General features: G+C 31.1%; 14 protein-coding genes. 11 read left to right on the top strand and 3 right to left on the bottom strand.

Features of this window, described 5'->3' with window-relative positions; all coding sequences use genetic code 11:
• Window positions 1-175 precede the first annotated feature (175 nt).
• Together Q0873_RS00625 and Q0873_RS00620 are read left to right on the top strand one after the other, a co-directional pair.
• Window positions 176-1,180, top strand: a complete 1,005-nt coding sequence (locus Q0873_RS00625) for a histidine kinase (protein ID WP_299103781.1) — start codon at window positions 176-178, stop codon at window positions 1,178-1,180.
• On the top strand, window positions 1,177-1,875 hold the full coding sequence (locus Q0873_RS00620; RefSeq protein ID WP_299103780.1) for a LytTR family DNA-binding domain-containing protein: 699 nt from the start codon (window positions 1,177-1,179) through the stop codon (window positions 1,873-1,875). Before Q0873_RS00625 ends, Q0873_RS00620 begins: the two co-directional genes overlap by 4 nt.
• A gap of 10 nt (window positions 1,876-1,885) precedes the next feature.
• Here the strand turns inward: Q0873_RS00620 and Q0873_RS00615 are convergent, their stop codons facing one another.
• Together Q0873_RS00615 and sucC are read right to left on the bottom strand one after the other, a co-directional pair.
• Window positions 1,886-2,449 (bottom strand): hypothetical protein, encoded by a 564-nt coding sequence (locus Q0873_RS00615; protein WP_299103779.1) that lies wholly within the window; start codon window positions 2,447-2,449, stop codon window positions 1,886-1,888.
• 101 nt (window positions 2,450-2,550) lie between these two features.
• Entirely contained in the window at window positions 2,551-3,747 is a 1,197-nt protein-coding gene (sucC, locus tag Q0873_RS00610; RefSeq protein WP_299103778.1) for an ADP-forming succinate--CoA ligase subunit beta, read from the bottom strand.
• Window positions 3,748-3,996: 249 nt separating this feature from the next.
• Between sucC and Q0873_RS00605 the strand changes: the two genes are divergently transcribed.
• The 9 genes from Q0873_RS00605 (at window position 3,997) to Q0873_RS00565 (ending at window position 13,452) form a co-directional block, all read left to right on the top strand.
• Window positions 3,997-6,435, top strand: a complete 2,439-nt coding sequence (locus tag Q0873_RS00605; protein ID WP_299103777.1) for a DUF5916 domain-containing protein — start codon at window positions 3,997-3,999, stop codon at window positions 6,433-6,435.
• 84 nt (window positions 6,436-6,519) lie between these two features.
• Window positions 6,520-7,182 carry an ABC transporter ATP-binding protein gene (locus tag Q0873_RS00600; RefSeq protein ID WP_299103776.1) on the top strand — a complete coding sequence of 221 codons (663 nt, stop codon included), beginning with the start codon at window positions 6,520-6,522 and terminating at the stop codon, window positions 7,180-7,182.
• Between the two features lie 51 nt (window positions 7,183-7,233).
• Window positions 7,234-7,785 carry a CPBP family intramembrane glutamic endopeptidase gene (locus Q0873_RS00595; protein WP_299103775.1) on the top strand — a complete coding sequence of 184 codons (552 nt, stop codon included), beginning with the start codon at window positions 7,234-7,236 and terminating at the stop codon, window positions 7,783-7,785.
• Window position 7,786: 1 nt separating this feature from the next.
• Entirely contained in the window at window positions 7,787-8,548 is a 762-nt protein-coding gene (locus tag Q0873_RS00590; RefSeq protein ID WP_299103774.1) for a TIGR02757 family protein, read from the top strand.
• Window positions 8,549-8,578: 30 nt separating this feature from the next.
• Window positions 8,579-10,063, top strand: coding sequence for a carboxypeptidase (locus Q0873_RS00585; protein ID WP_299103773.1), 1,485 nt, complete (start codon window positions 8,579-8,581; stop codon window positions 10,061-10,063).
• Window positions 10,064-10,075: 12 nt separating this feature from the next.
• Window positions 10,076-10,630 carry a PAS domain-containing protein gene (locus tag Q0873_RS00580; protein WP_299103771.1) on the top strand — a complete coding sequence of 185 codons (555 nt, stop codon included), beginning with the start codon at window positions 10,076-10,078 and terminating at the stop codon, window positions 10,628-10,630.
• Between the two features lie 114 nt (window positions 10,631-10,744).
• Window positions 10,745-11,059 (top strand): DUF6122 family protein, encoded by a 315-nt coding sequence (locus Q0873_RS00575; protein ID WP_299103770.1) that lies wholly within the window; start codon window positions 10,745-10,747, stop codon window positions 11,057-11,059.
• A gap of 137 nt (window positions 11,060-11,196) precedes the next feature.
• Window positions 11,197-12,297 (top strand): FIST C-terminal domain-containing protein, encoded by a 1,101-nt coding sequence (locus tag Q0873_RS00570; protein WP_299103769.1) that lies wholly within the window; start codon window positions 11,197-11,199, stop codon window positions 12,295-12,297.
• Window positions 12,298-13,452 carry an ATP-binding protein gene (locus Q0873_RS00565; protein ID WP_299103768.1) on the top strand — a complete coding sequence of 385 codons (1,155 nt, stop codon included), beginning with the start codon at window positions 12,298-12,300 and terminating at the stop codon, window positions 13,450-13,452.
• A gap of 3 nt (window positions 13,453-13,455) precedes the next feature.
• Here Q0873_RS00565 and Q0873_RS00560 read toward each other — a convergent pair whose 3' ends face one another.
• Window positions 13,456-14,190: a diphthine--ammonia ligase gene (locus tag Q0873_RS00560; protein WP_299103767.1), complete on the bottom strand. Its 735-nt coding sequence runs from the start codon at window positions 14,188-14,190 to the stop codon at window positions 13,456-13,458.
• Between the last annotated feature and the right edge of the window lie 11 nt (window positions 14,191-14,201).

The raw sequence follows: 14,201 nt of genomic DNA, 5'->3' as shown, positions 1-14,201 counted from the left end.
ATCAATTTTATAACAAGCTTGTAATAATATTTTCTTTAAACTACCATATTTTTAGGGTAAACGTAGAAATGTCGTTTACCTTCTAAAAAGTGTCGAATACAGAATTCTATTAAGATTTTTAACATTTACAGTATATTTTTGATGCCAGTTTATTTCATTCACAAAACATAAAAACATGAAAGTCAATTTTAAAGCTAAAGAATTTATATATCAAGCCTTATTTGCTGTTGTTTTGTTTTTGATTTACTCTTTTGACAAACACAATAAAAGCTTTCATTTATATTCTGTTTTTTTCTTTAGTTTTTACCTTTCTGTCTCTTTATTTATTAGTTATGTTTTAATACCTAGGTATTTTTATCAAAAGAAACTCATTACATTCTGGGTTCTTATATTAATTATTCTCTTAGGACTATACTATGCTGAAGAATACGTACTTGAGCCTTTACTTGTTGGTGGTGAGAGAGCGGAACATGTTTCCAATATTTATTATACCTTATTAAGTATATTTCCTATTGTCTTTATGATGGTTGCTTTTAAAATTGCTTGGGACATGGTAAAAAAACAGCAAGAATTAGAAACCATGCAAACGGCAGTAAATGAAAGCGAGTTACGTTTCTTAAAGTCTCAAATAAACCCTCATTTTTTATTCAATAATCTAAATAACCTATATTCCTATGCTTTAGACAACTCTCCTCAAACACCCTCTATTATTTTAGAATTATCTTCTGTACTACGATATATGTTATACGACTGTAAAGAAGATTTTGTTCCTTTAGAAAAAGAGATTGAACACTTAAAGAACTTTACAGCTTTAAATGAACTTCAAGTAGAAGGACGAGGAAAAGTTAGCTTTAATACAAAAAACTGTAGAGGGAGTTACAAAATTGCCCCATTAATTTTAATGGTATTTATAGAAAATGCCTTTAAACATAGTACTGCTAGTCAATCGGAATTAATTGACATTGACATTGATTTAAGTATTAGAAACAATCAGTTAATTTTTGTTTGCAAAAACACCTTCTTAGAAAATACCAACACGCGAAACTTATCGAGAGGTATTGGTTTAGAAAATGTCAAAAAGCGTTTACAATTATTGTATCCTAAAGCACACAAGCTTAACATATCAACAGATAATAATTATTATATTGTAAATCTAACTCTTAACTTATCTAACGAATGATTTCTTGTATAATAATTGAAGATCAGGCTCCTGCTCAGCGTATTTTACAGAAGTACATTAGCGATGTCAATTTTTTAGAATTAAAGGGTACGTTTTCAGATGTACTTCAAGCGCTTCAATTTTTAAAGACAACCCCAATTGATTTGCTATTTTTAGATATTCATTTACCCAAAGTATCTGGTATTGATTTTATTGCAATTTTAGATGAAAAGCCTCATATCATTCTAACAACTGCATTTAGTGATTATGCCATAAAAGGATATGAATTAGATATTGTAGACTATTTATTAAAACCCTTTTCTTTTGAACGTTTTCTAAAATCCGTAAATAAGGTAAATAATAGCATTATTCAAAAAAATGAAGTTGGTTTAGACTCTAAAAAAACAGACAAAACCTACATTTTTATTAAGTCAGGTCATGAATTGATTAAACTTCATTATAAAGAACTTTCATACATTGAAGCTTCTTCTGACTATACTGAAGCATACTCACAAGATAAAAAAACACTTACCTCTTTATCATTGAAAAACTGGTTGCTTAATTTACCTCCCAATTTTGTTCAAATACATAAATCATTTATTATCAACATTGAGTTTATTGAGAAAGTTGCAGGGAACTTAGTGTATTTAACAAATGGTAAACAAATACCAATTGGTAGAGCTTATAAGGACAATTTCATATCCAACTACTTATAAAATTACATTTTTAATCTTCACTACCCCAAGGAGCACTTGGAGTTTTAACTTCTTTTGTTAGGTCAAATTTTACAGAGAAAAATCTATCTGTTCCTATTCTTCGTAAATTATAAGTAAAGCTTGTTTTATCAATAGTTACCCACCAAACATTATTGGATGCGTATGGTATTAAATTTGCCGTCTCTTGATCTGCAGGAAAAAATTGAATATGCGATAAACCTGTATTAGGATTTGAACCTCCGTATTGTGTTATTTTATCTTCAGAGCCATCTTTATGTCTATGATCGTGTTTCAAACTAATCAACTTATTTTCATCCATCGTAAAAACCCAAGTACGAGATTTGTTTTCTCCAACAAAAAATGGAACTCTAACAATATTTGCCTCACAAGAACGAATATGCATTATTAATTTTTCTCCAACAAAACCATCTCCTTCTTTTCCTCCTGCAATAATTTGGCCTTCATAAGCTTTTCCACAATGTTCTTTTAGAGTATTCCAAAACTGTACTGAATTTGGAGCTTCTTGAGCCACTAATTGTAAAGGTAATAAGAGTAGTATTAAAATCTTTTTCATTTTCTCTATTTATTTAAGTTAACAATATATAAATCAAAAAACAAAAACCTCGCTTTAAGAGCGAGGTTTTAAATATATTACTAAGAATTAATTAAAAAGTTTTATGATTCTAAAACTTCTTGTACTTTATCAGCAGCTTCTTGGAACTCTGTAGCAGAGATAATTTCCATTCCACTGTTATCAATTAATTCTTTTGCTTCTTTAGCATTTGTTCCTTGTAAACGACAAATAATAGGCACATTGATTTTGTCTCCCATGTTTTTGTATGCGTCTACAACTCCTTGAGCAACACGATCACAACGAACGATTCCTCCGAAGATGTTTACTAAGATTGCTTTTACGTTAGGGTCTTTTAAGATAATTCCAAAAGCAGTTTCAACACGTTGTGCATCAGCAGTACCACCTACATCTAAGAAGTTTGCAGGATCTCCTCCAGCTTGCTTAATTAAATCCATAGTACCCATTGCTAATCCAGCTCCGTTTACCATACATCCAACGTTACCATCTAAATCAACATAGTTTAATCCAGCTGCTCTTGCTTCAACCTCAATTGGGTTCTCCTCACGCTCATCACGCATTGCTGCATAATCTTTGTGACGGAATAAAGCATTATCATCTAAAGTTACTTTAGCATCAACTGCCATGATTTTATCATCAGAAGTTTTTAATACTGGGTTAATTTCGAATAACGCAGAATCAGACTTCACATATGCAGTATATAATGCAGTTACGAATTTTACCATTTCTTTAAAAGCAGCTCCACTTAATCCTAAGTTAAAAGCAACTTTACGAGCTTGGAATGGTAATAATCCTGTAGCAGGATCAATTTCTTCTGTAAAAATTAAGTGAGGAGTCTCTTCAGCAACTGCTTCGATATCCATACCTCCTTCAGTAGAATACATAATCATGTTTCTCCCAGTAGCACGGTTTAATAAAACCGACATATAAAATTCATTAGGCTCGCTATCTCCAGGATAGTAAACGTCTTCAGCAATTAAGATTTGGTTTACTAACTTTCCTTCAGCAGAAGTTTGAGGAGTAACTAACATCATTCCTAAAATATCATTAGAAATACTTTTTACCTCATCTAAGTTTTTAGCTAACTTAACTCCACCTCCTTTTCCACGACCACCTGCGTGTACTTGTGCTTTAATTACATGCCAACCTGTACCTGTTTCTTCAGTTAATTTCTTTGCTGCGTCTACAGCTTCTTCAGGTGTATTTGCCACAATTCCGCGTTGAATACGAACGCCAAAACTGTTTAATATTTCTTTACCTTGATATTCGTGTAAGTTCATTTCAGTTATGAATTTTAAAAGTCGAACAAAAATACAAATTCAAATGATATATTCCGCTAATTTGAACTTTAATTTACAGTAAATTTGTGCACTAGATTCTTAAATTAAAATTGCTTTTCACAATTCTTTAACATTTAAAATGTAACGGCCCAAAAATTAACAGGTCTTTACAGTAATTAACATCAAATTATGATTTATTAACCCAAATCGATGATAATTTAGCTAAACAAAAACTTACTTTAATCAACTATGTTTAAGTTCTCTACTACACTATTGCTTGCTCTTATCCTTGCTTCAGCTAGTATTTTTTCTCAGGAGGTCAATCAAAACAGAAAAAAACTAAATGCAACAAGAGTTACACAAGCACCCAATATAGATGGGGTTTTAACCGAAGACTCTTGGTCCAATGCTCCTGTTGCTAATAACTTCGTAATGATGCGTCCTGATAATGGAAAAGCCGAAGTTGACACACATAAATCAGAGGTGAAAATTGTTTATGATGATAACGCCATATACATTTCTGCAAATATGGCTGATCCAGAACCATCAAAAATTCCAAATGAATTTGTGAACAGAGATAATGTAGGTAATGCTGATTTTTTTATGGTTTTAATTAACCCTAACGACGATGGACAAAACCCGTTTGCTTTCGCTGTAACAGCATCTGGAGTGCAGTTCGACTTTAAAGTTTCTAATGGTGGTAGAGAAGATTGGAACTGGAATGCTGTTTGGGAGAGTGCTCATAAAATTACTGAAGATGGTTGGACTGTTGAAATGAAAATTCCATACAGAGCCTTACGTTTTGCCAATCAACCTATACAAAGTTGGGGAATGAATTTTCATAGAGAAGCAAGAAATATCAACGCACGTTATACTTGGAATCATATCGATAATACTAGAGGGGGTTGGACACAATATGATGGTTTGATTGAAAACTTTAAAGATATCAAACCTCCTACTCGACTCACCTTTTATCCATATGCATCGGCAACAACCATATCCTTTGATGGAGAAACTGACTTTGATTGGAGTGTTGGAATGGATGTAAAATATGGGATTACAGAAAACTTTACTTTAGATGCAACATTAATACCTGACTTTAGTCAAGTAGGTTTTGACAATGTAGTTTTAAACTTAGGTCCTTTTGAACAGCAGTTTTCTGAACAAAGGCAATTTTTTACAGAAGGTACAGAACTTTTTAATAAAGGTAGATTGTTTTACTCAAGACGAATAGGTGCTGCTCCAATTAATTCTCCTAACGTAGATGAAGATACAGAAACTCTAGTCAATTCTGATGATAAAGTACAAATGCTAAATGCAGTAAAAATCTCAGGTCGTACAAAAAAAGGACTAGGTATTGGTTTTTTCAATGCTGTTACGGGAAAAACTGAGGCTACCATAAAAAATAATGACACAGGAGAAACAAGAACAGAAACTACCAATCCATTTTCAAACTATAATATTCTTGTATTAGATCAACAGTTTAATCAAAATTCATCTGTTAGTTTAATCAACACCAATGTAACTCGATTTGGAGATTTTAGAGATGCTAATGCTACTGGATTACTTTGGCATGTAGAAAATAAAAAGAGTACCTACAACATTGACGGTAGCTTTAGAATGACCAGTATTTCAGATGATCCTTCTGAAAACGCTACAGGATATTCTTTCGATACTAGTTTTGGTAAACATGCAGGACCTTGGAGATGGGAAATTGGGTATCAATTCGATAATAAAGATTTTAACCCGAATGATATGGGTATTCTATTTAGAAATAATACTCAGAGAATTTATGGGTTTACAGGATACCGATTGCTAAAACCAAAAGGAATCTTTAATAATTATGGTGTTAATTGGTATTATAACTTTAATTTTCTACATCACTCTGGAACTTTTACTGGGGCAAATTCAGGGTTATCTTTTTGGGCAAATACCAGGAATCGCTTCAGTTTTGGTGGTAATTTTAATTTTAGTTCTCAACGAAAAGACTTTTTTGAACCTAGACAAGGTTCTGTAAGTGGTATTCAATTTCAAAGGCCTATGAGAATAAATGTAAACCACTGGGCTTCTTCTGACTATCGAAAGAAATTTGCCATTGATTATGATTTTTGGCATACCTTCTTTAAAGAAGTTGTTTCAGGTGTAGATCAAAGAAACTATGGTTTTGGTGTTAGACCAAGATATCGATTCAATAATCAATTCTCGTTGGTATACGGATTTAACTTTAGAAAATCTGAAAACGAATATGGATATGTTGAAGAAGATGATAACGGAATATACTTTGGTCAAAGAAACTGGACTACCTATAATAATACGCTTACCGGAAAGTATAGTTTTAGCACAAAATCTGCTCTTTCTCTATCTTTTAGGCACAATTGGAGTAAGGTACCATATAAAGGTTTTTATGAATTGAATCAAAGTACTGGAGCTTTAGAGGCTACCTCTTATACAGGTGATCATGATATGAACTTTAATAGCTGGAATTTAGACCTAAATTACATCTGGCAATTTGCTCCTGGAAGTCAGTTAATTGCGTTTTATAGAAACTCAATTTTCAGTTCTAACAGTAACACATCACAAAACTTCTTTAATAATTTAGACAGTCTTTTTGATGAACCTAATCAACATACATTCTCGGTTAGACTGGTTTACTTTATAGATTACAACGACGTTAAAAACATATTTTAAGGAATTTGAAAAAAGAAATCAGATAGACTTTCAAGGCTTATCTGGTTTCTTTTTTTTACATTCGTTTCTTGGAATTAAGTATTTATGATTGTTGCTAAAAATATACACAAACATTACGGTGAAGTTGAAATTTTAAAGGGAGTTAATCTTCATATTAAAAAAGGAGAAATTGTAGCTATAGTAGGACCTTCTGGTGCTGGTAAAACTACCTTACTTCAAATTTTAGGAACCTTAGACAAAGCCCTAAAACAAAAGGAACACGAATTGTTTGTAAATGGAATTTCAATCAAAAACTTAAAAGACAAAGAGGTTTCTGCTTTTAGAAATAAACATATTGGTTTTATTTTTCAATTCCATCAATTATTACCTGAGTTTACAGCTTTAGAAAATGTATGCATTCCAGCATATATTGGTGGAAAAGGAAAGAACGAAACTGAAAAAAAAGCGAAAGAATTGTTAACTTTCTTAGGTTTATCACATCGCGAAAACCATAAACCAAATGAGCTTTCTGGAGGAGAACAACAGCGTGTTGCAGTCGCTAGAGCTTTGATTAACAATCCATCTGTTATTTTTGCCGACGAACCTTCTGGGAACTTAGATTCTACTTCTGCAAAAAACTTACATGAATTATTTTTTAAGCTACGCGATGAATATGGACAAACCTTTGTATTGGTTACACACAACAAAGATTTAGCTGCTATGGCCGATAGAACCTTTACTATGAAAGATGGTATTATTGTAGAATAGTGTAACATTCTTAGGATTCTTACTACTTATTAGAAAATCTAATTAATCAACATGAAAGAAACGTTTAGCGAACTAATAGCGTATTTAAAGAATCCTGTTCTAGAAAAAGACAACAATCAAGAAACTTCATATCGTTTAAGAAAGTTCTTAAACATACTTATTATCAGTATTATTACTGGAGCTATTTTATCTCCTATTTTTATTCTCATTGAAGCTTCTGGCTTGGTAGATTTGAACGATCATGCCATGGAAGAAATGATGAGAACCATGTCTAAAACAGTTATCTTTCTATTTGCTGTAGTGCTCGCTCCTTTATTAGAAGAATTGATTTTTAGGGCTCCTATAACTTTATTTCGTGATGAAAAATCTTTCAAAATAGCTTTTTACTTTTTTGCTGTGATCTTTGGTTTAGTACATATTACTAATTTCACTATGACTACCAATGTATTACTATTGGCACCAATTTTAGTTTTACCACAAATTGTTTTAGGATGTTATTTAGGGTTTATCAGAGTAAAATTTGGTTTAGGTTGGAGTATGTTGCTTCATGCATGTTATAATGCATTCTTTATTTTAGGTAGCTTTGCGGCAGATTTAATTTAGTATGAATAACACAGAACTTAAAGAGTTTTTAAACGAAAAAGTTGTACAGTATAATAGTCCTGATTTTATTGGGTCTGATCCTATTCAAATTCCGCATGAATTTTCTCTAAAAGAAGATATTGAAATTGCCGGTTTTTTAGCAGCTACCATTGCTTGGGGGAATCGGAAAATGATTATCAACAATGCTAAAAAAATGATGGATTTAATGGGAAATGCTCCTTATGATTTTGTTCTAAATCATAGTGAAGAAGATCTCGCCAATTTTGATGGATTTGTGCATCGTACATTTAATGCTGATGATTTTAGATTTTTTGTGAAATCACTTCAAAATATTTATAAAAACCATAAAGGTTTAGAGGGAGTTTTACACCCAAAAACAGAAGACAATTACAAAATAGCTATTCATAACTTTAAAAAAGTCTTTTTTGAAATACCTCATCCAACAAGAACTTTAAAACACGTTTCGGATCCCATAAAAGGTTCTGCTTCAAAACGAATTAATATGTTCTTACGATGGATGGTTAGACATAATAAAAGTGGAGTTGATTTTGGAATTTGGAAAGACCACTCTCCTGCTCATTTACATTGTCCTTTAGATGTACATACGGGAAACATTGCACGAAAACTGGAGATTCTTAAACGAAAGCAAAACGATTGGAAGGCCATTCAAGAATTGGATGATGTTTTAAGAGAATTTGACCCTAAAGATCCTGTTAAATATGACTTTGCTTTATTTGGATTAGGTGTTTTTGAGAAGTTTTGATACTTTTAAGCTTCCAATCAAACAACTACAATGAAAAATACTTTCTTTTTAATTGCTGTTTTATGTTCAGTAATTACAATTGCACAAGATAAAAGAGTTCCGTTAGATACTACTGTAACAACATCGAACACTGTTGTTATCAAAGGGAAAAGAATACCATATAAGGCACAAACAGGAACCCAACCTGTTTACGATGCCAATGGTGTTGTAAAAGCAACTTTGTTTTACACGTATTATTATAGAACTGATATTTCCAATAGAGAAAAGAGGCCTTTAATTATGTCTTTTAATGGCGGACCTGGTTCCGCTTCAGTTTGGATGCATATTGCTTATACAGGACCAAAAATTCTGAAAATAGATGATGAAGGAAATCCAATACAACCTTATGGTATTAAAGACAATCCATATTCTATTTTAGACGAAGCCGACATTGTTTTTGTAAATCCGGTTAACACAGCATATTCAAGACCTATTGTTAAACCTAAGGAAAAAGTAGATAAAAAATATTTCTTCGGAATTAATGCAGATGCTAAATACCTGGCTGATTGGTTAAACGTTTTTGTAACTCGTAATAACCGTTGGAATTCTCCGAAGTATATTATTGGAGAAAGCTATGGTGGAACTAGAGTAATGCAATTAGCTCATGAATTACAGAGTAATCAATGGATGTATTTGAATGGTGTAATTATGGTATCTCCGGCAGATTATCAATTATTAAGAACTCAAAGTTCGGAAGATTATGCAATTAACTTCCCTTATTTTACAGCAGCTGCTTGGTATCATAAAATGCTTCCACAAGCATTACAACAAAAAGATTTGTTAGAAATTTTACCGGAAGCAGAGCAGTTTTCTATTCATAAATTACTTCCTGCATTAGCTAAAGGTGGTTATATTGGTGAAACTGAAAAAAATATTGTTGCAGAAAAAATGGCCTATTATTCAGGTATTAAAAAAGAGGTTATTTTAAAGCATAATTTAGAAGTTCCGAATAGATATTTCTGGAAAGAATTATTGAGAAACACTTCTGGTAAAACAATTGGTAGATTAGATAGTAGATATTTGGGTATTGACAGAAGAGAAACAGGTACTTCTCCAGATTATAGTCCAGAATTAGTTTCTTGGTTGCATTCATTTACTCCAGCAATCAACTACTATATTCAGAATGTATTGAACTTTAAAACAGATGTAAAATACAATATGTTTGGTGCCGTTCATCCTTGGGATTTCAGTAAAAATAATTCAAGAGAAAATCTAAGAAAAGCAATGGCTCAAAATCCTTATCTAAAAGTTTTAGTACAATCTGGATATTACGACGGAGCTACAACCTATTCCGCAGCTAAATATACTATGGGTAAAATTGATCCGAGTGGAAAACTTAAAGATCGACTTTCGTTTAAAGGCTATAGAAGCGGACATATGATGTATTTAAGAAAAGAAGATTTGGAAAAGGCCAATGATGATTTAAGAACATTTATAAAAAACAGTTCTCAAAATATTGGTCCTGCCAAATATTAAACTTCCTTTAAAATGAAGAATAACTTAAACAATATGATGGGGTTAGATTTGTATTTATCTTCTTTAAATGAAGAAGAATACAATAATGCTACAGCTAATATAACCCCATCGGCACATCAAAATATTAATATTAAAAGTTGGGGAATTCAAGACTTGTTTAATGATGACACCTTGTTTGAAGATATTAAAAAGATTCAAACCCTTACAAATGACTTTAACTGGGAGAACAATATAAATCTCATTTTAAAGAACAATACCTATGAATCCTTGGTTATTACAAATACCGATAAGAAAATACTTTGGGTAAATGGTGGGTTTAAAAAAATGACAGGTTATGAACCAACCTTTGCTATTGGTAAATCACCTACTTTTTTACAAGGAGAAAAAACCACACAAGTTTCAAGAGATAGAATTCGTAAGAAACTCTTAAAAAATAAACCTTTTAAAGAAGTTATTGTCAATTATAAAAAAGACAAATCGACTTATTCATGTGAGTTAAAAATCTTCCCTCTTTATACTAATAATGAAACCACTCATTTTTTAGCATTGGAAAAAGAAGTTGGATAATATTTATTTGGATCAATATTAGAATCTTTTTTCATCTATCGATTAATTTGGTAATATTTAAAACTCAATAAACTTTTGCTCATTTATAACTTTTAAACTCTATCCAAGTATTAAATGCAAACCTTTATTCATTATTTTTTACACTTTGGTTTTCCTATTATTATCGCCTATGTCTTTTTTAGAAAGGAATGGAAAAAAGTAAGTCTTATGCTATTAGCAACTATGCTGGTTGATTTAGACCATCTGTTAGCAATCCCTATTTTTGCTCCTAATAGATGTAGTATTAATTTTCACCCATTGCATGCATATTATGCAATGATCATTTACGTGATTTTTCTCTTTCTTAAAAAACCTTTTAATATTATCGGAATAGGACTTCTACTTCATATGGTTACAGACTATATAGACTGCTTATGGATGTCACTCTAAATTCATTTTAACGAATGCAAATGAACAACAAACCGTTATTTTATTCCATTCATCTATACAAAACGACCTTTCATCTAATTTCAACTTCTTTTTTTTAAGTTCTAAGTATATTCGGTTATTGCTTAACTTATAAAAATATGCTCCATTTAACTACCAAAAATGTAAATGAAATAACTTTAAGTATTCAGAATTTTATTAAAAACAATACTGCACTAATTTCTATTGGTGAGCATACTAAAATAGATATTAACGAGCTTGTTGATGCTTTAAATAAAGCCAACATTAACTTTATAGGAGGAATCTTTCCAATGATAATTTGGAAAAACAATGTACAAGACGAAGGTATTATTGTTCACGAACTATCTAATGTTATTGATACTTATACTGTAAAAAACATTGGTAATAAACAATTTGAAATTCCTAGTGCTACATTTAAAGACAACAGTAATTATAGTCTAATAACTTTTGTAGATGGTTTAACTTCAAATATTTCTAATTACCTAAGTAAACTTTATCAAGAGTATGGAATGAGAACGAATTATTTTGGTGGAGGTGCCGGTAGTTTAAGTTTACAACAACAACCGTGTGTTTTTTCTAAGGAAGGTTTCATAGAAGATGCTGCTGTTACCTGTATTGTAGAAATGAAATCTTCTATTGGAGTGGAACATGGATGGGAAAAATTAGATGGGCCTTTCATTGTTACAAAAGCAAAGAATAACACTATTGAAGGTATTAATTGGGAAACTCCTTTTGATGTTTATCAACAAGTCGTTGAAGAAGATTCTGGTTTAAAATTTAGTGATGCAGAATTTTTTGAATTAGCTATGGGGTATCCTATTGGAGTTATCAAACAAGGAACCGATTATATCATTCGAGATCCTTTAGCTATTGATGATAATAATTCTTTGGTTTGTGTTGGAGAAGTTGAAGAAAATACGATGATTAATATTATGAAAGGGGATAAAAATCAATTGATTAACGCTGCAAAAACGGCTGCTAAAACCGTTGCTGAACAAGCTGTAAATCCTCAATTTGCAATGGTTATCGATTGTATTTCAAGAATTTTATATTTAAAAGGTGATTTCAAACATGAGTTAGAGCAAGTTTCAGAGGCGATTCAAAAGAAACACCCTGACATTACAACTTGTGGAGCTTTAACTTTAGGAGAAATATCTTCTTATGGAAATGGATATATTGAATTTTATAACAAAACTATTGTAGTTGGATTGTTTGAATAAATGGAAAAAGACAATAAAATACTTGATATTCTAAGACTCTATGAATATTCAATGAGTATAGGAAAATCTTTAGATTACTATGAAAATTGTGATTCTTTTTTAAAACTTCTTCTTCATAGAAGAAATTTAAACGCATGCTGGATTCTTAACTTAGATAACAACGATCTCTTAACCAAAAAATATTCCGTTCCTCATGGGAATACCATAAATTCAAAACTAAGCTCAGAATTAAAAACATTTCTACAAACCATAAATGGGTATACTATTTTTGAATATAACGATAGTTACAAAGAACTAATTCCCATAAAAGTTGATAAAGGTGTTATTGCTGTTTACAAGTTAAATCAAGACAACTATTTATTTCTATACTCCAATACATCTAATATTTCCCCAAAAAATTCTGAACAACTATTACCAGTCATCAATAAACTTTCGCATACATTGGAAGCTTGTACCGTTTTTGATAATAAAAAGAGGTTATTAGAACAACTAGAAGAAAAAAATAAAGATCTCAGCAACTATGCACATATCGTTTCTCATGATTTAAGATCTCCTTTAAGAAATATAGAAACACTTCTTTCATGGTTAAAAGAAGATCATGGAGAAAACTTAAACGAAGAGGCACTACAATATCTAAGTTCAATAAGTGAAAACATTTATAAAATGGAATCACTGGTAAAAGGAATATTGGAATACTCTACAATTAAACGAAGTGATTTTAATCTTTCAGAAATAGACTTGAACACTACTATTGATGGGATTATTAATTATATTGATATTCCGGAAAACATAGAAATTAAAATTGCTAAGAACTTTCCTTCCGTATTAGGCAATAAGCATCGATTACAACAATTATTTCAAAACTTGATTGACAATGCTATAAAATACAATGATAAACCCGCTGGACTTGTTGAAATAGGTTTCTATAAAGAAAACAATAAAGTTGTTTATTATGTTAAAGATAATGGCAAAGGAATTGACTTAAAATACCATTCTAAAATATTTAATGCCTTTCAAAAACTTGAAAACAATAAAGATTCTATTGGTATCGGTCTTTCTATTGTTGAAAAGATAGTAACTAGCTATGGTGGAAGAATTTGGTTAACCTCTGAAATTAATCAGGGTACTACCTTTTTCTTTACCTTAGAAAGCTAACTACTATATTTTCTTTAAGTCACAATACCAAAAGCTAGTATCATAACTTTTAACTTTTTCCTTTGTTGAAGAATGACAGTTTTGAGAGTCATCTTTATTTAAGGTGTAAGATCTTTTAATCTTTTCTCCAATTTCAAATTGTACAGGTTCTTTAAAAATAGGCCCATCATAACAAAAAGTATGAAACTCGCCATTTTCACCACAAACATCAATTGTATCTGGTAAGTCTTTGATAAAATCTTCATCAATTACTCTTCCTACAAACTCTTCGCCCAATAACTTAGCATTGGTACACACTGTAATCGTTTTAAATCCTAACTCTAAAAACTCATATAACAAAGCTTTGGTGTCTTTTTTCCACAAAGGATATACTCCCGAAATTCCAACCTCTTTCAATTTTGAATCTCTATAAGTACGTAAATCTTCTAAAAAAATATCTCCAAAAACAGCATGTTCATAGCCCAAACCTTTTAACTCAGAAGTTTTTTCTTTCATCTTCTGGTTATACAAATCCATTGTCACATCTGCAGGAAACTCTATTTTTTCTAATGGAATTCCAATACTCTTAGCTTGTGCTTCCAATAAACTTTCATGCAATCCATGCATAGATACTCGTTGATAGTCTTTATTAATATTGGTTATCAACTTGTCTATCTGATACTCTTTCTCTTGTAGAATCTTATACAATGCTAAAGAAGAATCTTTTCCTGAACTCCAATTAAAATAGGCTTTTTTCATAAAAGCAAAGT

It is taken from the genome of uncultured Tenacibaculum sp., assembly GCF_947498805.1.
Lineage (GTDB): Bacteria > Bacteroidota > Bacteroidia > Flavobacteriales > Flavobacteriaceae > Polaribacter.
Note: the sequence above shows the minus strand (reverse complement) of the source record. Positions and strands in the feature narration are given on the sequence as shown.